15 protein-coding genes are annotated in these 19600 nt (G+C 69.5%); 10 read left to right on the forward strand and 5 right to left on the reverse strand.

The features are described from left to right. Window positions 1–48: 48 nt before the first annotated feature. Genes glpD through glpK form a run of 3 tightly spaced genes read left to right on the forward strand, consistent with a single transcriptional unit; the run spans window position 49 to window position 4027 of the window. Window positions 49–1575 (forward strand): glycerol-3-phosphate dehydrogenase, encoded by a 1527-nt coding sequence (gene glpD, locus RGI145_RS17415; protein WP_075799363.1) that lies wholly within the window; start codon window positions 49–51, stop codon window positions 1573–1575. 39 nt (window positions 1576–1614) lie between these two features. Next, window positions 1615–2484, forward strand: coding sequence for an MIP/aquaporin family protein (locus RGI145_RS17420; protein ID WP_075799364.1), 870 nt, complete (start codon window positions 1615–1617; stop codon window positions 2482–2484). Window positions 2485–2530: 46 nt separating this feature from the next. Further along, window positions 2531–4027, forward strand: a complete 1497-nt coding sequence (gene glpK, locus RGI145_RS17425) for a glycerol kinase GlpK (RefSeq protein ID WP_075799365.1) — start codon at window positions 2531–2533, stop codon at window positions 4025–4027. A 123-nt stretch (window positions 4028–4150) separates the two neighbouring features. On the opposite strand, the gene RGI145_RS17430 is transcribed toward glpK, so the two are convergent. The 3 genes from RGI145_RS17430 to RGI145_RS17440 form a co-directional block, all read right to left on the reverse strand. After that, entirely contained in the window at window positions 4151–4426 is a 276-nt protein-coding gene (locus RGI145_RS17430; protein WP_075799366.1) for a hypothetical protein, read from the reverse strand. 128 nt (window positions 4427–4554) lie between these two features. After that, entirely contained in the window at window positions 4555–6147 is a 1593-nt protein-coding gene (locus RGI145_RS17435) for an ABC transporter substrate-binding protein (protein ID WP_075799367.1), read from the reverse strand. 122 nt (window positions 6148–6269) lie between these two features. Further along, the gene (locus RGI145_RS17440; RefSeq protein ID WP_075799368.1) at window positions 6270–8591 is read right to left on the reverse strand and encodes an ATP-binding protein; all 2322 of its coding nucleotides are present in this window, start codon (window positions 8589–8591) and stop codon (window positions 6270–6272) included. Window positions 8592–8872: 281 nt separating this feature from the next. On the opposite strand from RGI145_RS17440, the gene RGI145_RS17445 reads away from it, so the two are divergent. Next, window positions 8873–9901, forward strand: a complete 1029-nt coding sequence (locus RGI145_RS17445; protein WP_075799369.1) for a zinc-binding alcohol dehydrogenase family protein — start codon at window positions 8873–8875, stop codon at window positions 9899–9901. A gap of 389 nt (window positions 9902–10290) precedes the next feature. Here the strand turns inward: RGI145_RS17445 and RGI145_RS17450 are convergent, their stop codons facing one another. Next, a complete protein-coding gene (locus tag RGI145_RS17450; protein ID WP_075799370.1) occupies window positions 10291–11097 on the reverse strand; it encodes an IclR family transcriptional regulator in 807 nt (268 codons plus the stop codon). After that, window positions 11097–12242: an FAD-dependent monooxygenase gene (locus RGI145_RS17455; RefSeq protein WP_075799371.1), complete on the reverse strand. Its 1146-nt coding sequence runs from the start codon at window positions 12240–12242 to the stop codon at window positions 11097–11099. The genes RGI145_RS17450 and RGI145_RS17455 overlap by 1 nt, the downstream gene beginning before the upstream one ends. Window positions 12243–12593: 351 nt before the next feature. On the opposite strand from RGI145_RS17455, the gene RGI145_RS17460 reads away from it, so the two are divergent. The 6 genes from RGI145_RS17460 to RGI145_RS17485 are packed head-to-tail and all read left to right on the forward strand — an operon-like array spanning window position 12594 to window position 19591. After that, window positions 12594–14249 (forward strand): peptide ABC transporter substrate-binding protein, encoded by a 1656-nt coding sequence (locus tag RGI145_RS17460; protein ID WP_075799372.1) that lies wholly within the window; start codon window positions 12594–12596, stop codon window positions 14247–14249. 32 nt (window positions 14250–14281) lie between these two features. Beyond that, the gene (locus tag RGI145_RS17465) at window positions 14282–15232 is read left to right on the forward strand and encodes an ABC transporter permease (protein ID WP_075799373.1); all 951 of its coding nucleotides are present in this window, start codon (window positions 14282–14284) and stop codon (window positions 15230–15232) included. Window positions 15233–15244: 12 nt separating this feature from the next. Then, a complete protein-coding gene (locus RGI145_RS17470) occupies window positions 15245–16132 on the forward strand; it encodes an ABC transporter permease (RefSeq protein WP_075799374.1) in 888 nt (295 codons plus the stop codon). Next, complete coding sequence (locus tag RGI145_RS17475) at window positions 16129–17214, forward strand: ABC transporter ATP-binding protein (protein WP_237183121.1); 1086 nt, start codon at window positions 16129–16131, stop codon at window positions 17212–17214. The genes RGI145_RS17470 and RGI145_RS17475 overlap by 4 nt, the downstream gene beginning before the upstream one ends. A gap of 11 nt (window positions 17215–17225) precedes the next feature. Further along, entirely contained in the window at window positions 17226–18221 is a 996-nt protein-coding gene (locus RGI145_RS17480; RefSeq protein ID WP_075799375.1) for an ABC transporter ATP-binding protein, read from the forward strand. 41 nt (window positions 18222–18262) lie between these two features. Then, window positions 18263–19591, forward strand: a complete 1329-nt coding sequence (locus tag RGI145_RS17485; RefSeq protein ID WP_075799376.1) for an NAD(P)/FAD-dependent oxidoreductase — start codon at window positions 18263–18265, stop codon at window positions 19589–19591. Window positions 19592–19600 lie beyond the last annotated feature (9 nt).

Genomic DNA, 19600 nt, shown 5'->3' on the forward strand with positions numbered 1-19600 from the left:
TAATGCCGCCCGGCCTTCGCGAAGGCGGCAGGAAGAGGAGCGAGGAACTTGGCCAGCCAGGCGGATTACGATCTTCTCGTCGTTGGTGGCGGCATCAATGGTGCCGGCATCGCTCGCGACGCCGCCGGGCGGGGGCTGAAGGTCCTGCTGGTCGAGCAGGACGACTTCGCCCGCCACACCTCCTCCGCCAGCACCAAGCTGATTCATGGCGGGCTGCGCTATCTCGAATACTACGAGTTCCGCCTGGTGCGGGAGGCGCTGATCGAGCGCGAGCGCCTGCTGGCCGCGGCGCCGCACATCATCTGGCCCCTGCGCTTCGTGCTGCCGCACCGGAACGATGTCCGCCCAGCCTGGATGGTCCGGCTCGGCCTGTTCCTTTACGACCATCTGGGCGGCCGCAAGCGCCTGCCGGGCTCGGAAGGTGTTCGTTTCCGAACCTCGCCGCTCGGTTCCGCGCTCAAGCCCGGGGTGGAACGCGGCTTCGTCTATTCCGACTGCTGGGTGCAGGACAGCCGCCTCGTCGTGCTGAACGCCCGCGACGCGGCGGAGAAGGGGGCGGAACTGCACACCCGCACCCGCTTCCTCGGCGCGCAGCGCGAGGGTGGCATCTGGCATGCGGAGATCGAGGACCTGCGCGGTGGCGGACGGCGTCCGGTCACGGCTCGCATCCTGGTCAACGCTGCCGGCCCCTGGGTGAGCGAGTTGCTGACCCGTCGCCTCAAGATCAACGACGCGGACAAGGTCCGGCTGGTCAAGGGCAGCCACATCGTGGTGCCGCGCCTCTACGAGGGCGACCACTGCTACATCCTGCAGAATCCCGATCGCCGCATCGTCTTCGCCATCCCCTACGAGGGCGACTTCACGCTGGTCGGCACCACGGACGTGCCCTGGAACGAGGCACCCGGCCCCGTCTCGATCAGCGCGGAGGAAACGCGGTATCTCTGCGACACGGTCAACCGCTACTTCAAGCGGGAGGTCGCCCCGGAGAACGTGGTCTGGAGCTATGCCGGCGTGCGGCCGCTCTATGACGACGCCGCGAAGAACGCCTCGGCGGTCACGCGCGACTATGTGCTGAAGGTGGACGCACCGGAGGGAGAGGCGCCGCTGCTCTCCGTCTTCGGCGGCAAGATCACCACCTATCGCAAGCTGGCGGAACATGCGCTGGAGAAGCTGGAGCCGCACCTGCCGGGGCTGAAGCCCGCCTGGACGGCGGTCGCGCCCTTGCCCGGCGGCGACATGCCGGATGCGGATTTCGACCGCTTCCTGGCCGGGCTACGGCAACGCTTTCCCTTCCTGCCGGAAGCCCTGGCCTATCGCCTTGCCCGTGCCTATGGCACGCGCGCCGACCGGCTGCTGGGCAAGGCGCGCAGCATGGAGGATCTGGGCGAGGATTTCGGCGCCGGCCTGACACAGGCCGAGGTCGATTACCTGATCCATGAGGAATGGGCGGTGACGGCGGAGGACATTCTCTGGCGCCGCTCCAAGCTCGGCCTGCACGTGCCAGCCGGCACGGCCGAGCGGCTGGAAGCCTATCTCGCGCGGCAGAAGCAGTCGCAGGAGATCGCCGCCGGCTAAGCGTGCAATGCGTCCAGCAAGACGTGGAGAGAAACATCCATGAACGAGAAGCGGCAGTTTCTCGGGGAACTTGTCTCCGAAGCCGTGGCCGTCGCCATCATCATCACCTTCGGTTGCTCCGTGGCGGCCATGTACGTGCTCTACGACCCCAGCCCCTATAAACTCGCCTATTGGGGCGTCTGCATCACCTGGGGCCTTGGCGTGACCGTGGCCATCTATGTGACCGGCGCGGTCTCCGGCACCCATGCCAACCCGGCCGTGACCCTCGCCCTGGCCCTCTACCGGGGTTTCCCCTGGCGCAAGGTCCTGCCCTTCTGGGTGGCGCAGGTGCTGGGCGGCATGGTGGGTGCCGCGATCGTGCTGAGCCTCTACGGCCCGGTCATCGACCACTTCAACGCCGCACAGGGCCTGACCCGCGAGGCGGGCGGCGCGGCCGGCGTCTTCTTCACCGCGCCCGGCCTGGCGGTGACGCCGATGCACGCGCTCTGGAACGAGATCGTCCTGACCGCGCTGCTGCTCTTCGGCATCTTCGCCATCACCGAGGAATTCAACACCATGGCGCCGCAGGCCAATTTCGGCGCGCTGGTCATCGGCCTCCTCGTCGCGATCATCGGTGCCTCGGCCGGCTATCTGGAGGCCTGGGCGCTGAACCCGGCCCGCGACTTCGGACCGCGCCTCTTCGCCTATTTCGCGGGGTGGGGGCCGGCTGCCCTGCCGGCGGCGCAGAACTACTGGTGGGTGCCGATCGTGGGGCCGCTGATCGGCGGTGTCGTGGGCGGCGGAGCCTACCAGTGCCTGATCCGGCCCTTCCTGCCCTCGCGCCGCCAGCAGCCCCAGGCCCAGCAGCCCCAAGCCGCGCAACTGCGGGAAGCACCCGACCTGTCGATCCGCCAGATCGGTGCCGACTGAGCCCCTCCCGACCAACGAACGCTACAGAACGTCCCAAGGAACATCCATGAGCCAAGCCCGCTACGTCCTGTCCATCGACCAGGGCACGACCTCGACCCGCTGCATCGTCTTCGACGACAAGGCCCAGCAGATCTCCCTGGCGCGGCGGGAATTCGCCCAGCACTACCCGGATGACGGCTGGGTCGAGCACGACCCGGAGGATATCTGGCGCGACGTGGTGGACACGGTGCGCGAGGCGCTCGGCGAGGCCGGGCTCACGGACGGGGCCGGGGTGGCCGCGATCGGCATCACCAACCAGCGCGAAACGGTGGTGCTGTGGGAGCGGGAGACCGGCAGGCCCGTGTACCGCGCCATCGTCTGGCAGGACCGCCGCACCGCCGCCCTCTGCGCGAAGCTGAAGCAGGAAGGGGCGGAAGACCTGGTGCGCACCCGCACCGGCCTGCTGCTGGACCCCTATTTCTCCGCCACCAAGCTGGCCTGGCTGCTGGACAACCTCCCGGGCGTGCGGGAGCGGGCGGAGCGCGGCGAACTCGCCTTCGGCACGATCGACAGCTTCCTCCTCTGGCGCCTGACCGGCGGCAAGGTGCATGCGACGGATGCCACCAATGCCTCGCGCACCCTGCTGTTCGACATCCACCGGCAGGTCTGGGACGAGGACCTGCTGAAGCTGTTCCGCATTCCCGCCGCTGTCCTGCCGGAGGTGCGGGACAACAGCACCGTCTTCGGCGAAAGCGATCCTGCGCTCTTCGGCCGCGCCATTCCCATCGCCGGCATGGCGGGGGACCAGCAGGCGGCGGTGATCGGCCAGGCCTGCTTCGCGCCGGGCATGGCCAAGTCCACCTACGGCACCGGCTGCTTCATGCTGCTGAACACCGGCGAGAAGCCGGTCTCCTCGGACAACCGCATGCTGACCACCGTGGCCTATCGCCTCGGCGGCAGGACGGTCTATGCCGAGGAAGGGGCGATCTTCGTCGCCGGCGCCGCGATCAAATGGCTGCGCGACGGCGTGGGGGTGATCACCCATGCCTCGCAGACCGACGACATGGCCACCCGGGTTCCGGACAGCCACGGCGTCTACATGGTGCCGGCCTTCGTGGGCCTCGGCGCGCCGCACTGGGATCCGGAGGCACGCGCCCTGATCTGCGGCCTGACCTTCAGCGCGACGGCGGCGCATCTGGCGCGGGCGGCGCTGGAATCCGTGGCCTTCCAGACGCTCGACCTCGCCGAGGCGATGCAGCGGGATGGCGCCGGACAACTGAAGACCATCCGGATCGATGGCGGCATGTCGGCGAATGACTGGTTCTGCCAGTTCCTGGCCGACATGCTGCAGGCCGAGGTGGAGCGTCCCGCCTGCCTGGAGACCACCTCCATGGGGGCCGCCTTCCTGGCCGGCCTCGCGGTCGGTGTCTGGAAGGACCTGGACGAGGTCGCCGCCACTTGGAAGCGGGGGGCTGTCTTCAAGCCCCGCATGGATGGGGAGCAGCGGACCCGCATGATCGCGGGGTGGAAGGATGCCCTGAAGCGCACCCTTCCGGCAAAATAACCTCTCGCCTCCTCACCCGGGGGAGAAGTTTGTGGATAACGGGGATATTGACTGTGGAGTCCCACGCACAGGCTGCGTGATCCCTGCCACAGGACTCACGACCCCGTCCCGGGAACGGCCGCCTCAGCCGGAGCTGCCGTTCCCGCCCTTGTCGTCCTGCTGCTTCTGGTCCTGCTTCTCGGCTTCGTGGCGGCGATGCACGCCCACGGCACAGCCTGCCGCGGCGCCTGCCACGGCGTGGCCCTTGCCGACGAAATGACCCGCCACCGCGCCCACGGCCCCATCCTTGACGCAGCCGCCCTCCTTGGCCGAGGCCGGGGCGCTCAGTGGCAGTGCGGCCAGCAGGCCGAGCCCCAGCAGCGGGGCCGCGAGGGCGGAGAGGGTGATACGACGACGCATGCAGCGGTCCTCCGAAGCTCTTTGCCTGGAAGCAACGCCGCACCGGGCGGGCGGGGTGGTTGCCGCAGGATGAAGCCTGCGACATCCGCCGCCGGAGGGGCCTCCCTCCGGCGGCTGCAGCGGGGCGGTCAGGCCCAGCGGATATCGTAGAACTGCGGCAGCCCGCTGCGCATGCCCGTCAGCTTCGCGCTGAACACGGTCTGCGGGTAATAGGCGCCAAGCGGCAGGTAGGTCGGCTCCCGCATGAAATCGGCCTGGATCTCCTGGCAGATGCGCTTCTGCTCGGCCTCGTTCGGCGCGTCGAACCACTGCTGGCGCAGTTCCTCCAGCTTCGGCGCGTTGGGCCAGCCGAACCAGGCCTTGTCGCCGTTGCCGCGCAGGCCGAGATGGCTTGCCGGGTCGAAGTTGTTGGTGCCGGTCAGGTTGGTGATGAAGGCGTTCCAGCCGCCCTGGGCGGGCGGGTCCTTCTTCGCGCGGCGCTGCACCACCGTGCCCCAGTCCGTCGTCTGGAGGTCCAGCTTCATGCCCGCGCGGCGCAGCATGTCGGCGACCACGAGGCCCGCCGCGTTCTGGTCCGGATAGTCGGTCGCCACCAGCAGCGCCACGGCCTCCCCCTTGTAGCCGGCGGCGGCGAGGTCGCGCTTCACCTTGTCCATGTCGCGCGGGCTGGTGAGCGCCTCCATCCCCGCATCGTTGGCGAAGGGCGTGCCGGGGCTGAAGACGCCGACATTGTCCTTCCACATGCTGCGGTCCTCGCCGGCGATGGACATCATCACGTCGGTCTGGCTCACCCCGCCCAGCAGGGCGCGGCGGATCGCGGGATTGTCGAAAGGCGGGTGCAGCGTATTGAAGCGCATGATGGCCATGTTGCCGGAGGGGTCCAGCATCGAGCTCTTCAGGCTGCGGTTGCCCTTCAGCAGCGGCATCAGATCCGCCGTCGGCGACTGCCACCAGTCGGCCTCGCCGTTCAGCATGGCATTGGCGGCGGTGGAGGCGTCGGGGATGACCCGCCACTCGATCCGGTCGAAATGCGCCTGCTTCGGCCCGGCGGTGAAGCTCGCCGTACCGCCCTTGCGCGGCACATAGCCATCGAAGCGCTCATAGACCGCGAGCGAGCCCGCGACATGCTCGCTGGCCTTGTAGCGGAAGGGGCCGCTGCCGACCATTTCGTCCACGCGGGTGAAGGGGTCGGTCTTCGCCAGCCGCTCTGGCATGATCGCGGGCATCGAGGTGCCGGTCTTGCCCAGCGCGTTGGGCAGCAGCGGGAAGGGCTTCTTCAGCCGGAAGCGGAAGCGCCGGTCGTCCACCACGGACAGTTCCTCCGTCGCGGCCATCAGAGCGGCGGCGAAGGCATCGCGCGCGGCGATGCGGCGGATGCTGGTGACGGCGTCGATGGCGCGCACCGGCTCCCCGTCATGGAACCTCAACCCCTCGCGCAGCGTCAGGGTCCAGAGCCGGCCGTCATTCTCGACGACATGCCCCTCCACCATCTGCGGCTGCATCGCATAGCTCTCGTCCTGGCCATAGAGCGTGTCGAAGACGAGATAGCCGTGGTTGCGGGTGACGGTGGCGGTGGTCCACATCGGGTCCAGCACCGTCGCGTCGCTCTCGGGGATGAAGCGCAGCAGCTTGTTCTCGGCGCCCAGGCCCAGGCGTGGCGCGGACAGCGCCCCGAAGGCGCCCATCGCGGCGGTGGCGGAAAGGAACTGGCGTCGCTGCATGGCAAGGGAACTCCCGTTTTCCCGGAGCGCCCGTTCGGGGAAGGGCATTCCCCATCCGGGCGCGACGGCGCCATGCTTCCTCTCCTGCCACGCCGGCCGCAAGGGGGCTTTGGCAGGGGTGGCTAGGGAGTGGCCGGCCGCTGCTTGGAGAGGACGTAGCGGATCTTGCGGGCCAGGGCCTCCCGCGTATAGGGCTTGGACAACAGCTCGACCCCCGGGTCCAGCCGGCCGCCATGGACGATGCCGTTCTCGGTATAGCCGGAGGTGAAGAGCACGGCGATGCCGGGCAGCCTTTCCCGCGCCTTGCGGGCCAGTTCCGGGCTGCGCAGTGTCCCGGGCATGACGACGTCGGTGAAGAGCAGGTCCACGGCGATCCCGCTCTCGATCACGGTCAGGGCGCTGGCGGCGTCGCGCGCCATCAGGACCTGGTAGCCCAGCTCGTTCAGCATCTCCACCACCGTGGCCCTGACGCTGTCGTCGTCCTCGACCACCAGCACGATCTCGCGGCCCCCGGCGATGGGGGTGCTTTCCAGCGAGACGGGCTGGTCCTCGCCCTGGTGCGCGCGGGGCAGATAGAGCCGGATGACAGTGCCCTGGCCCGGCTCGCTGTAGATCTTCACATGACCGCCCGACTGCTTGACGAAGCCGTGCACCATGGAAAGGCCGAGCCCGCTCCCCTTGCCGTCGGGCTTGGTGGAGAAGAAGGGCTCGAAGGCCTGGCGCACCACCTCCGGGGGCATGCCGCTGCCCGTGTCGCTCACGGCCAGGAGCACGTACTGCCCGGGCACGACATCGGCGTGCAGCCGGGCATAGTCGGCATCCAGCATCGCGTTGCCGGCCTCGATGGTGATGCGGCCGCAGCCTGCCATCGCGTCGCGCGCGTTGATGGCGAGGTTGAGCAGTGCGTTCTCCAGCTGCGTCGGGTCGATCAGGGTGTTCCACAGCCCGCCGGACACGACCGTCTCGATCTCGATCGCATCGCCCAGGCTGCGGCGCAGCATGTCTTCCATGCCGGCGATCAGCCGTCCGGCATTGACCACCTTCGGCTCCAGCGGCTGGCGCCGCCCGAAGGCAAGGAGCTGGGCGGCCAGCTTGGCGCCGCGCTGCACCCCGGCCATGGCATTGGCGAGGCGGCGTTCCGCCTTCTCCCGCCCCGCGACATCCGTCGCCAGGAGCTGCAGGTTGCCCGAGACCACCTGGAGGAGGTTGTTGAAGTCGTGCGCCACCCCGCCGGTGAGCTTGCCGATCGCCTCCATCTTCTGCGCCTGCTGCAGGGCGAGCTCGGCCTGCCGGCGCTCGGCGATCTCGGTGGCGACGCGGGCTTCCAGCGTCTCGTTGAGCTGCCGCAGGCGCTCCTCGGCCTCGCGCCGCTGCGCGATCTCGCGCTCCGCGGCTTGCAGGAGGCGGGCATTGTCGATCGCCACCGCCGCCTGCCCGGCCAGGCTCACCAGGCTGCTTTCGCTGCCGTCGTCGAAGCGGCCCGGCTCGCGATGACCGAAGAGCAGGGCGCCGATCGGGGCGCCGGTGCGGGAGCGGACCGGCACGGCAAGGTAGCTGCGCACCGGCAGATGGCCCGGCGGCATGCCGGCATGTGGTGCGTTGCGGCCATAGCGCGGGTCCCGGGTCACGTCGTCGGAGCGGACCACCGTCCGGCCCTCGAAGCTCGGCGCGAAGAGGAGCGTGGAACGCGGCAGCGGGAAATGGGCGAAGGCGGCGGGATCGGCCCCCGACAGGGCGTAAAGGCGGTAGCCCTGCCCCGTCTCATCCTCGGCATTGTAGAAGAAGGCACCGAATTCCGCGCCGGTCAGCGAGATGCCCGCATCGACCGCGAGCTGGGTGAGGCGGCCGACATCGAGCTCGCTCGTGATGGAGATGCCGGCGCGGTTCACCGTCGCCAGGGTCTCGGTCCGCTGCCGCAGCGCCTGCAGCGCCGCCTGTTCGCGCTGTCGGGCAAGGACCTGTTCGGTCACCTCCATGGCCGCGCAGACCAGGCCGGCGATCCGGCCGCTCTCGTCACGCAGCGGGGTGTAGGAGAAGGTGAACCAGGTTTCCTCACGTCGGCCCTGGCGCAGCATCGGGATCGGCAGCTCGCGGTAGTACTGGGCCTCTCCCGAGAGGGTGCGGTCCACGATGGGACCGAACTGCGGCCAGATATCGGCCCAGACCTCGGAGAAGGGCCGGCCGAGCGCCCAGGGATGCCGCTCGGCGAAGATCGGCATATAGGCGTCGTTGTAGAGGAAGGCGAGGTCCGGTCCCCAGGCGACGAACTTGGCCTGGCGGGAGTTGAACACCATCTCGGCGATGGTGCGCAGGGAGGCCGGCCATTCGGCGACCGGCCCCAGCCCGCTGGCCTCGAAGCCCGGCTCCCGCACCCGCGTGCCGATATCGCCGCCCCCGAACGGCCACGGCCCCTGGACTGCCTCTGTGGTGTTCCTGGTCAGCATTGCTACTCGGTTCTGCGGTGGCCGGCCCCGATCCAGCACCGGGAGGGCTGGGGGACAGGGCTCCTTCCGGTACGAAAAGGAGGTCGGAAGGCCCCATGATGCCATTCCGGCAGGGCCTTCGCCAGACAGGGTGTCGGAGCGGGATGGATGGTGGGATATTGCGGGCCGGAGACAGGGGCCGGCCATGCAGCTTTCACCCGTCTTGCCGGTTCCTCCGCCGTGATGGGGCGCGTGGGTTCAAGCCCGGCCGCCTCCCGCCCACTTGCCAGAGGAGTGCTGTCATGAAGGCCGTCGGCTATCGCAGGAGCCTGCCTATCGCCCATGATGAATCCCTGATCGACCTGGAGCTCCCCGTGCCGGAGCCCGGGCCACACGACCTGCGCGTCGCGGTGAAGGCGGTCTCGGTCAATCCGGTGGACACCAAGCAGCGTGCCCGCGCGACGCCGCCCGAGGGCGGGGTCCAGGTGCTGGGCTACGACGCCGCCGGGGTGGTGGAAGCGGTCGGCGCCGGGGTCACGCTGTTCCGGCCTGGCGACGAGGTCTTCTATGCCGGCAGCATCGACCGCCCCGGCACGAACAGCGAGTTCCACCTGGTGGATGAGCGAATCGCCGGCCGCAAGCCGGCCAGCCTGTCCTTCACCGCGGCCGCCGCCCTGCCGCTGACCGCGATCACCGCCTGGGAGCTGCTCTTCGATCGCCTGGGCGTGCCCTATGGCGCCCTGACCGGCGGGCCGATGACAGGGGGCGGGACGTTGCTGGTCATCAACGGCGCCGGGGGTGTGGGCTCCATCCTGACGCAGCTTGCCCGCCGCCTGACGGGGCTGACCGTGGTGGCCACCGCCTCCCGCCCCGCGACCATCGAATGGTGCCGGAAGATGGGCGCGCATCACGTGATCGACCATCACCGCCCGCTGGACGAGGCGCTGCGCGAGGCGGGAATCGAACAGGCGGAGTATGTCGCCAGCCTTTCCGCCTCCGACCGGCACCAGGCCGCCGTGGCGACGCTGATCGCCCCCCAGGGCAAGGTGGCCCTGATCGACGACCCGAAGAGCTACGACATCATGCCGTTCAAGCGGAAATGCGTCTCGGTCCACTGGGAGTTCATGTTCGCGCGCCCGGTCTTCCGGACGGCGGACATGATCGCCCAGCACCGGCTGCTGAACGCGGTCTCGGCGCTGGTGGACGAAGGCTTCCTGCGCAGCACGCTGCATGAGGAGGCAGGCGCGATCAACGCCGCCAACCTGCGCCGCGTCCATGCCACGCTGGAAAGCGGACGGGCCATCGGCAAGACGGTGCTGACGGGGTTCTGAGGCCGGTCCGGCGTTGCGCTGTCCCCGGGGGAAAGGCTCTGCCTTGTCCCCCGGACCCCCTATCCGCCAGGACGCTGCGCGCCCTGGACCCCATTCGTTGGCGCCTGCTGACGCCGGATCGCGCCGGAGAGCCGTGCTCTCCGGCGGACTGCCGGTGACACCACCGCGGACGAGGTGTTTTCCTTTTCCTGGGAGCCCCACCTTTCCGCCTGCTCCCAGGGATCAGGCCGCAGACTGACGGCCACCACGCGGAGCCAGCGAAAGCCTGGGGTCCGGGGACCGGCTTCGGTCCCCGGCGGAGGGGGACCGGGGGAGGCAGCGCCTCCACCGGGACCAGCCACGAAGCGCAAGGGCCGGGACGGAGCGGCAGCGCCCCGCGACGATCCGCCCTATGCCTGCCGGGAAGCGCCGCCCTGCGCGCCCATGAGCCGAGAGAGTTCCGCCGCCGCATCCTTCACCCGCCGTTCCACCTCCACCCGGAACGAGGCCGAGCCGAACTGCGCGGTGGGCCCGGCGAGGCTAAGCGCGGCGATGGGCTGGTTGTCCTGGCCCAGCACCGGCGCGGCGCAGGAATCCACGCCGGGCTCATAAGCAGAGAAGCTCCAGGCACAGCCGCGCGCCGCGTCCTCGGCCAGCACGGTGTCCAGGGCCGCATGCGTGGCCGGGGAATGCGGCGTGGCGGTGGGCAGCGGGCCGGGGCCGAGGCGCGCCCGCCTTTCCGCGGGCGGCAGCGGCGCGAGCAGCATGCGGCCCGGCGTGGTCAGGTGCGCCGGCACGCGGCTGCCGATGCGGATATGGCTGACCAGCGGCGTGTCCGGCATCTCGCGGGCGAGGTAGAGCGCCTCCCCGCCGCTGAGCACGACAAGATAGGAGGACAGGCCGGTTTCCGCCGCCAGCCGTGCCAGCACCGGCCGCGCCAGGGACACCAGGTCGCGCGAGGCCAGGGCGGAGGCGGCAAGGCCCAGGAAGCGCAGGCCCAGACGGAATTCGCCACCCTGGACGCGCTCCAGCACGCCCTCGTATTCCAGCGTGTCCAGCAGCCGGGCCAGCGTGGCGCGGTTGATGCCGGTGCGCCGCGCCGCCTCGCTGAGATTCGCGGTCGGACCGCCCTCCGCGATGTATTCCATCAGCCGGACGGCCCGCTGCACCGGAGAGATCAGATGCTCCGGCGCGGCCTCCGGTGCGCCGGCCGGCATCAGGCCGCCGCCGCGGGCGCCGAGTCGAGCGGCACGCTCCAGGCGTCATAGCCATAGACCCAATCGGCATTGCCACCGGCGCGCAGCCAGGCATTGCCGCGGGATGCCACCTGGATCTCGGCGGTGCGCGCCATGCGGGCCTGCTCGTAGCGGCGCAGGGCGGCGGGGATGTCAGCGACGCCTTCGATCAGGCACCGCGCCAGCACCACGGCATCCTCCACCGCCATGCCGGCGCCCTGCGCCATGAAGGGCATCATCGGGTGGCAGGCATCGCCGAGCAGGGTGACGCGGCCGCGCGACCAGGAAGGGAGCGGATCGCGTTCATAGAGCGCGGTCTTGAGCACACTGTCGCAGGCCGCCAACAGCGCCCGCGCCTCGGGGTGGTAGCCGGCATATTCGGCGCGCAGCTCCTCGACGCTGCCGGGCGTGGTCCAGGATTCCTCGCGCCAGCTTTCCTGCGGCGTGGTGGCGAAGATGAAGGTCTCTCGCCCCGCGCTGATCGGGAAGGTGACGATCTGGCTCGCGGCATTCGGCCCCCACCACTTGGTGAAGCGGTCGAGGCCCGGCAGGTCCAGCCTGTCCCGCGGGATCACGGCGCGATAGGCGACGACGCCGGTGAAGCGAGGCTGTTCCTCGCCGAACAGGGCGGAGCGCACCACGGAATGGATGCCATCCGCGCCGACCAGCGCCGAGACACTGGCCTGCGTGCCATCGGCGAAGGCGAGATTCACGCCCGTCTCGTCCTGCGTGATCCCGGTGGCGCGTTTGCCGAGGTGGATGCGTTCGGCGGGCAGCGCCGCCTCCAGCGCCTGAAGCAAGTCGGCGCGGTGCAGGGTGAGCTGCGGGGCGCCGTATTTCACCTCGGCCTCGCCGGACATGGCCAGCACGGAGGTTTCCTCGCCCGTGTCCCAGTTGCGGCTGACGCGGTGGGTGGGACGGGCGCCATGTTCGCGCAGCGCCGCGCCGATGCCGAGGCCGTCCAGAGCGCGCACGGCATTGGGGGTCAGGTTGATGTCGGCGCCGACGCGGGAGAACTGGCGCGCCTGCTCGAAGACCAGGACCTCATGCCCGGCGCGGTGCAGTGCGATGGCGGCGGCGAGGCCGCCGATACCGCCGCCGATGATGCCGATGGGGGAACCGGGCATGTCCGCTCCTGTACGAATATGACGGCCCATCGGGGTCGCCATTGATCATATTTGAATAATCTGTTCAAATATGTTCGGTACAGCCAACCTCGAAGTCAAGCTGTTTTCGCTTTGTGCAACTGCTAACGACATTGGCGGCTTGAATGGAAAATGAGCGGAAAGCTTCCGGCCCATGCTCAGATTGGGCGGAATTTCAGCGTGCGGCCGGATTGACAGGCCTGTGACACCACGCCCAAGCTCCATCCCAATGACGCCGGCCGGGATTCCTTGTCTGAGGGATCGCGGGAAAAAGGCGGCCAAGCTTTCGGGAGCCTGACCAGTCGCCGGCGAAGCAACGGATGGGGATCCGTCATGTCTCGCTCGCGCGAAAACAGCCTCGGCCTGCCGCGCCGCCTCCTTCTCGGGGCGGGTGCCGCACTGCCTTTCGCCCTGACCGGCGCGCGGGCGCAGAACGTCCCGCCGCCGCCCTCCGCACCGCGCGGGCAGGTGGTGGTTGGCCTGTCGCAGGAACCCACCGTCTTCAACCCGCTGATGCCGTCCATCGAGGTGGACCAGGGTGTCTGGTGGAACCTCTTCGATCCGCTCTGGGGCGTCGATTCCGACGGCAACCTGACGCCGGCCCTGGCGAAGGAAGTCCCCTCCGTCGAGAATGGCGGCATCTCCAAGGACGGCCTGTCCTGGACCATCAAGCTGAAGGAGGGCGTCACCTGGCATGACGGCACGCCCTTCACCGCCGAGGACGTGAAGTTCACCATCGACCTGCTGAACAACCCGTCCTTCCGGGCGCGGACGCGGCTCGGCGCCAATCTGGTCCGCGACATCACGATCAAGGGGCCGCACGAGATCTCCTGGCGCATGGAGAAGGCCTATTCGCCCTATCTCTCCCTGCTGGCCTGGACCTTCATCGTGCCGAAGCACCTGCTCGCCTCGGCCTCCGATCCCAACACGGCGCCCTTCAACAATGCCCCCGTGGGCACCGGCCCCTTCCGCTGGGGCGAGCGCGTGCCGGGCGACCACCTGACCCTGCTCGCCAACACCAAGTACCACGGCACGGGCCCGTATCTGGAGCGGGTGGTCTTCAAGTACATCCCGGACCTGACGGTGCTCTACACCCAGTTCCGCACCGGCCAGATCGACCATGCTAGCATCCAGGGCATCCTCGCGAACTTCTACGAGGAGGCGAAGAAGCTGAAGGGCCTCGTGCTCTCGGTGAATCCCAGTCAGCAGGTCGAGGCGATCGCGCCCAACCTCGAATTCCCCGCGCTCGCCGACAAGGCGGTGCGGCAGGCGCTGTATCACGGCATCAACAAGCAGGCGATCACCGACATCGTCTATTACGGCCTGCCGAAGCCCACGGAATCCTTCTATCCGCGCCAGTCCTGGGCCTACAACGCGGACCTGCCGGCGCATCGATACGACCCGGCGGCGGCCAACAAGATCCTGGACGAGGCGGGCTGGAAGCGCGGCGCGCGCGGCATCCGCGAGAAGAACGGCGTGCGGCTGGAGTTCAACTCCTCGACCACCGCCGGCAACCCGCTGCGCGAGCAGGTGCAGCAGCTCCTGGCGCAGGACTGGCAGAATATCGGCGCCTCGATGAAGATCGCCAACATGCCGGCGGCGGTGATCTGGGGCGAGTTCTTCACCATGTCGAAATTCCAGTCGGTGCTGGTCTCCGCCACCTACCAGACGGGCAACGACCCGGACTGCGCCTATCGCTTCAGCAGCAAGGCGACGCCGGCCAAGGGCGGCGCGGGCTCCAACACGATGCAGTATTCGAACCCGGAGGTGGACCGGCTGCTGGAGGAAGCCACGGCCACCTTCGACCGCGAGGAACGGCGCACCGCCTACCAGAAGGTACAGGCCCTGGTGCGCGACGACCTGGCGATCCTGCCGATCTACCAGCCCGCGCCGGTCGAAGGGCTCAAGGAGGGGTTGATCGGCTACAAGCCGAACATCAACGTGCAGTCCAACTGCTGGAACATGGCCACCTGGTACTGGGCCCGCTGAGCGGTGGGGGCTGAGACGGGGGGCGGCGCCCGATGAGGCGCTACCTCACCCTGCGTCTGCTGCAGTCGCTGGTCCTGCTGCTGCTGGTCTCGATGATCGGCTTCGCCATCCTGCATCTGGCACCGGGCGGGCCGATGTCCCAGTTCATGGCGGGCGGCGAGATGTCGCCGGAGGACATCGCCCGCGTCGAGCGCCAGCTCGGCCTCGACCGGCCCCTGCCGGTGCAGTACCTGGAATGGCTGGGGCGGATGCTGGTGGGCGACTGGGGCCGTTCCTACCGCGACCAGCAGCCGGTGCTCGCCGTGATCGGATCGCATCTGGGCGCGACGCTGGAGCTGATGGTCACCTCCACGCTGATCGCCATGCTGCTGGGCTGCTGGCTCGGTGTGCTCAGCGCGATCCGGCGCTACTCCTTCTTCGACATGCTGGTGACGGTGGGCTCCATGGTGGCGCTTTCCATCCCGACCTTCTGGTTCGGGCTGGTGGTCATCTTCATCTTCTCGGTGCATCTCGACATCCTGCCGGCAGGCAACCGCTACACGATGGGCGACGGCTCCCTCCTCGACCAGTTGCACCACCTGATCGCGCCCTCCCTGGTGCTGGCCATGGTCTCCACCGCGATCTGGAGCCGCTACATGCGCTCCTCCATGATCGACGTGCTGCACCAGGATTTCGTACGCACCGCCCGGGCCAAGGGCATCCCGGAACGGCGCATCCTGCTGCACCACACGGTGCGCAACGCGCTGCTGCCGATGATCACCGTGGCCGGGCTGCAACTGCCGAACCTGCTGGGCGGCGCGCTGGTGACGGAGACGGTCTTCACCTGGCCCGGCATGGGACGGCTCTTCCTCGATTCCATCAGCTACCGCGACTATCCGGTGGTGATGGGCATCCTGATGTTCACCGCGGTGCTGGTGCTGCTGGGCAGCCTGATGGCGGACCTGCTCTATGGCGTGGCCGATCCGCGCCTGCGGCTGAAATAGGGGGCGCGCGCCATGCCCAGCGATGCCACGGCCGGCGTGCTCGCCACCCCGGCCCGCAGCACCCGCAACCCGGCGCTGCGCCGCTTCCTGCGGCACCGGCTGGCGCTGTTCGGCGCCGTCACCATCCTGCTCCTGGTGCTGCTCTGCGTCCTCGGGCCGCATCTGCTGCCCTATGACGACCTCTATATCGACCTGCGCGCCCGCTTCGCGCCGCCCTTCGCCGGGCCGCATGTCCTGGGCACCGACCAGCTCGGCCGCGACACGCTGGCGCGGCTGCTGATGGCGGGGCGGATCTCGCTGGCCGTGGGCTTCGCCGCCATGGCGCTGTCGATGCTGATCGGCATCAGCGTCGGGCTCATCGCCGGCTTCTATGGCGGGGTGGTAGGCGCGGTGCTGATGCGCTTCGTCGATGCGATGCTCTGCTTCCCCAGCATCTTCCTGCTGCTGGCCCTGGCGGCCTTCGTGCAGCCGGACGTGGTGAGCATCATCATCCTGATCGCGCTGACCGCCTGGATGGAGGTCGCGCGCATCGTGGAGGCGCAGATCCGCGCGCTGCGCGAGCGCGACTTCGCCGTGGCGGCGGAGGCGAGCGGCGCGGGCGATGCGCGGATCATGCTGCGCGAGCTGCTGCCCAACGCGCTGGCGCCGATCGTGGTCTCGGCCACGCTGAACGTGGCGCATGCGATCCTGGCGGAATCCTATATCAGCTTTCTGGGCTATGGCATCCAGCCGCCGACGCCGAGCTGGGGCAACATGCTCGACAACGCGCAGACCTATCTCGGCAGCGCCCCGTGGCTGGCCATCATCCCTGGTGCGGTGATCGCGCTGACGGTAACCTGCTTCAACTTCCTGGGCGACGGGCTGCGCGATGCGCTGGACCCGCGGGCGGCAGGGCGATGAGCCGTTCCGCGATCCTCTCCGCGCCGGAGGCCGGTGCTGCGCCGGGTGCGGCACCGGGCACGGCCGCGGAGAACGTGCTGGAAGTGCGCGGGCTGAATGTCCGCTTCGGCGCCCTGCCGGCGGTGCAGGACGTCTCCTTCGCGGTGCGGCGTGGCGAGACCCTGGCGCTGGTCGGCGAGTCCGGCTCGGGCAAGAGCGTCACCAGCCTCGCCCTGCTGCGCCTGACCCCGCCCGCCCCTGCCTGCCGGGTGGAGGGGCAGGTCCTGCTGCACCGGAAGGACGGCGGCACGGTGGACCTGCTGGCCCTGCCGGAGGCGGAAATGCGCGCGATGCGCACCGCCAAAGTGGCCATGGTCTTCCAGGAGCCGATGACCTCCTTCAACCCCGTCCACACGATCGGCGCGCAGATCGCGGAGGCGATCCGCTTCCATGAGGGGCTCGGCCGGCGCGCCGCCGAGGGCCGGGCGGCGGAACTCCTGGACCTCGTCGGCATCCCCGATCCGAAGCGCCGCCTGTCCGCCTATCCGCACCAGCTTTCCGGCGGCATGCGGCAGCGGGCGATGATCGCCATGGCGCTGTCCTGCGGGCCGGAGCTGCTGATCGCCGACGAGCCGACCACGGCGCTGGACGTCACCATCCAGGCGCAGATCCTGGAACTCCTCGCCCGGCTTCAGAAGCAGACGGGCATGGCGATGATCTTCATCACCCACAATCTCGGCGTGGTGGCGGAGATCGCGGACCGGGTGATGGTGATGTACGGGGGGCGGGTGGTGGAACAGGCCGACCTGCTGCCGCTCTTCCAGAGCCCGCGCATGCCCTATACCGCCGGGCTGATGCGCTCCGTGCCGCGCCTCGACCTCGCGGGACAGCGCCACGAGCCGCTTTTCGCCATCCCCGGACAGGTGCCCGACCCGCGCCAGCCGCCGCCGGGCTGTGCCTTCGCCCCGCGCTGCGCGCATCACCGGACCGATCCCTGCGACAACGCGGTGCCGCCACTGGAGGAAACCGGCGGCGGGCATCTCAGCCGCTGCTTCCTTTGGCGCGAACTGGCCGATGCCCTCGCGGCGCAGGGGGTGCCGTGAGCGCCGTGACGATGCCACCCGCACCGCTTCTGGAGGTGCGGGACCTCCGCAAGCACTTCCCGGTCGGGGGTGGGCTCTTCGGGCGGGGGCGGCAGCAGCTCCGCGCCATCGACGGGCTTTCCTTCTCCATCCGGCCGGGGGAAATCCTGAGCCTCGTCGGAGAATCCGGCTCGGGCAAGAGCACGGTGGGCCGCACCGCGCTGCGCCTGCTGGAGCCGACCGAGGGCAGCATCCGCTTCAAGGGCGAGGACATCACCACCCTGTCGCGCGCCCGGCTGCGCCCGCTGCGGCGGCAGATGCAGCTGGTCTTCCAGGACCCCTATGCCTCGCTGAACCCGCGTATGACGGTGGAGCGGATCGTCGCCTCGCCGCTGGAGATCCACGGCATCGGCGACACGCAGGCGGAGCGGATGGAGAAGGTGGAGGAGGCACTGCGCCTCGTCGGCCTGCTGCCGCAGCACGCGCAGCGCTACCCGCATGAATTCTCCGGCGGGCAGCGCCAGCGCATCGGCCTGGCGCGCGCCCTGGTGACGCGGCCGGACTTCATCGTGGCGGACGAGCCGGTGAGCGCGCTCGACGTCTCTATCCAGGCGCAGGTGGTGAACCTGATGCTGGAGCTGCGCGACCGGCTGGGCCTGACCATGCTGGTCATCGCGCACGACCTCGCCGTGGTGGGGCACATGTCCGACCGCGTGGCGGTGATGTATCTGGGCCGGCTGGTGGAGATCACGGAAACCCGCTCGCTCTTCACCGCGCCACGCCATCCCTATACCGAGGCGTTGCTTTCCGCCGCGCCCGACCCCGACCCGACGCGCCGCCGCAAGCGTATCGTGCTGACGGGCGACGTGCCGAGCCCGCTCAACCCGCCTTCCGGCTGTTCCTTCCGCACGCGCTGCCCCTACGCCCTTCCGGCCTGCGCGACGGAGCGGCCGCCGCTGCGCCAGGTCGCGCCCGGCCACCTCACCGCCTGCATCCGCGACGACCTCAGCCTGCAACCCGCGGGATAGCGGTCGCCGCCCTTCTCTCCTGACCCAGGACAACGCCTCACATGTCGCCGCCCGTCGATCAAGTTCAGAGTGACCCGAAGCTGCCGGAAGCCGCCGATGTGGTGGTGATCGGCGGCGGCATCGCCGGCGTCTCGGCGGCCTGGCACCTCGCCGGGAAAGGGCATTCGGTCGCGCTGATCGAGAAGGGCGTGATCGCGGGCGAGCAGTCCAGCCGCAACTGGGGCTGGTGCCGGCAGCAGAACCGCGATGAGCGGGAACTGCCGCTGATCAAGTACAGCCTGGATCTCTGGGGCCGGCTGAGCGAGGAGATCGGCGCCGATGTCAGTTTCCGCCGCACCGGGCTGATCTACACCACGGACCAGCAATCCGACCTGGACGAATGGGAGGAGTGGTCGAACCTCGCCCGCGAGTATCAGGTGCACAGCCGGATGCTCACCGCCGAGGAAGCGAACGCGCTGACGCCGGGCTGCACGAAGAAGTGGATCGGCGGCGTGCATTCGCCGACCGACGGCCGTGCCGAACCCTCCAAGGCCGCTCCCGCTCTGGCCGAGGCGGCGCGGCGGCGCGGCGTCACCATCCACCAGGGCTGTGCCGCGCGCGGGCTGGAAACCAAGGGTGGGCGCGTTTCCGCCGTGGTGACCGAGAAGGGCACGATCCGCACCCAGGCCGTGCTTCTCGCCGGCGGCGCCTGGTCCTCGATGTTCTGCCGCAGCTTGGGCATCGATCTGCCGCAGGCCGGCGCGCGCTCCACCGCCTTCTCCACCACCGAGGCGCCGGAGGTGACCGCGGGCGGGCTCTCCACCCCGGGCTTCGTCATCCGGCGGCGGCTGGATGGTGGCTATACCGTCTCCATCCGGGGGCGCGGGCTGGTGGAGCTGACGCCGCAGGGGCTGCGCTATGCCCGCAAGTTCTGGCCGGCTTTCCAGAAGCGGCGCGCGGGCGGGGTGAAGATCAGCATCGGCCGCTCCTTCCTGGAAGGGCCGGAGGCGCTCGGCCGCTGGAGCGCGGACAAGCCCACCCCCTTCGAGCGTATCCGCGTCTTCGACCCCGCGCCCGATACCGGCACGGTGGACGAGGCACTGAAGCAGCTCGTGGAGGCCTATCCGGCTCTGGCAGGGATCAAGATGAAGAATGCCTGGGGCGGCTGGATCGACTTCATGCCCGATGCGGTGCCGGTGATCTCCCCGGTGGAGAAGCTGCCGGGGCTGACGCTTTCCACCGGCTTCAGCGGCCATGGCTTCGGCATCGGCCCGGGGGCCGGCAGGCTGGCGGCGGATCTGGTGGCGGGAGACGCGCCGATCGTCGATCCGACGCCCTTCCGCTACAAGCGCCTGATCGACGGCTCGCCCCTGCCGCCGGGGCCGATGTAGGCGCAACGG

Source organism: Roseomonas gilardii, assembly GCF_001941945.1.
Taxonomy (GTDB): Bacteria; Pseudomonadota; Alphaproteobacteria; order Acetobacterales; family Acetobacteraceae; genus Roseomonas.

What these genes read in the sequence shown, in the direction of transcription:
- RGI145_RS17455 (WP_075799371.1), bottom strand. Translation starts at nt 12,242, where the DNA reads ATGCCCGGTTCCCCCATCGGCATCATCGGCGGCGGTATCGGCGGCCTC.
- RGI145_RS17430 (WP_075799366.1), bottom strand. Translation starts at nt 4,426, where the DNA reads ATGCGTCGTCGTATCACCCTCTCCGCCCTCGCGGCCCCGCTGCTGGGG.
- RGI145_RS17460 (WP_075799372.1), top strand. Translation starts at nt 12,594, where the DNA reads ATGTCTCGCTCGCGCGAAAACAGCCTCGGCCTGCCGCGCCGCCTCCTT.
- RGI145_RS17445 (WP_075799369.1), top strand. Translation starts at nt 8,873, where the DNA reads ATGAAGGCCGTCGGCTATCGCAGGAGCCTGCCTATCGCCCATGATGAA.
- glpK (WP_075799365.1), top strand. Translation starts at nt 2,531, where the DNA reads ATGAGCCAAGCCCGCTACGTCCTGTCCATCGACCAGGGCACGACCTCG.
- RGI145_RS17465 (WP_075799373.1), top strand. Translation starts at nt 14,282, where the DNA reads ATGAGGCGCTACCTCACCCTGCGTCTGCTGCAGTCGCTGGTCCTGCTG.
- RGI145_RS17480 (WP_075799375.1), top strand. Translation starts at nt 17,226, where the DNA reads ATGCCACCCGCACCGCTTCTGGAGGTGCGGGACCTCCGCAAGCACTTC.
- RGI145_RS17475 (WP_237183121.1), top strand. Translation starts at nt 16,129, where the DNA reads ATGAGCCGTTCCGCGATCCTCTCCGCGCCGGAGGCCGGTGCTGCGCCG.
- RGI145_RS17470 (WP_075799374.1), top strand. Translation starts at nt 15,245, where the DNA reads ATGCCCAGCGATGCCACGGCCGGCGTGCTCGCCACCCCGGCCCGCAGC.
- RGI145_RS17485 (WP_075799376.1), top strand. Translation starts at nt 18,263, where the DNA reads ATGTCGCCGCCCGTCGATCAAGTTCAGAGTGACCCGAAGCTGCCGGAA.
- RGI145_RS17420 (WP_075799364.1), top strand. Translation starts at nt 1,615, where the DNA reads ATGAACGAGAAGCGGCAGTTTCTCGGGGAACTTGTCTCCGAAGCCGTG.
- RGI145_RS17440 (WP_075799368.1), bottom strand. Translation starts at nt 8,591, where the DNA reads ATGCTGACCAGGAACACCACAGAGGCAGTCCAGGGGCCGTGGCCGTTC.
- RGI145_RS17450 (WP_075799370.1), bottom strand. Translation starts at nt 11,097, where the DNA reads ATGCCGGCCGGCGCACCGGAGGCCGCGCCGGAGCATCTGATCTCTCCG.
- RGI145_RS17435 (WP_075799367.1), bottom strand. Translation starts at nt 6,147, where the DNA reads ATGCAGCGACGCCAGTTCCTTTCCGCCACCGCCGCGATGGGCGCCTTC.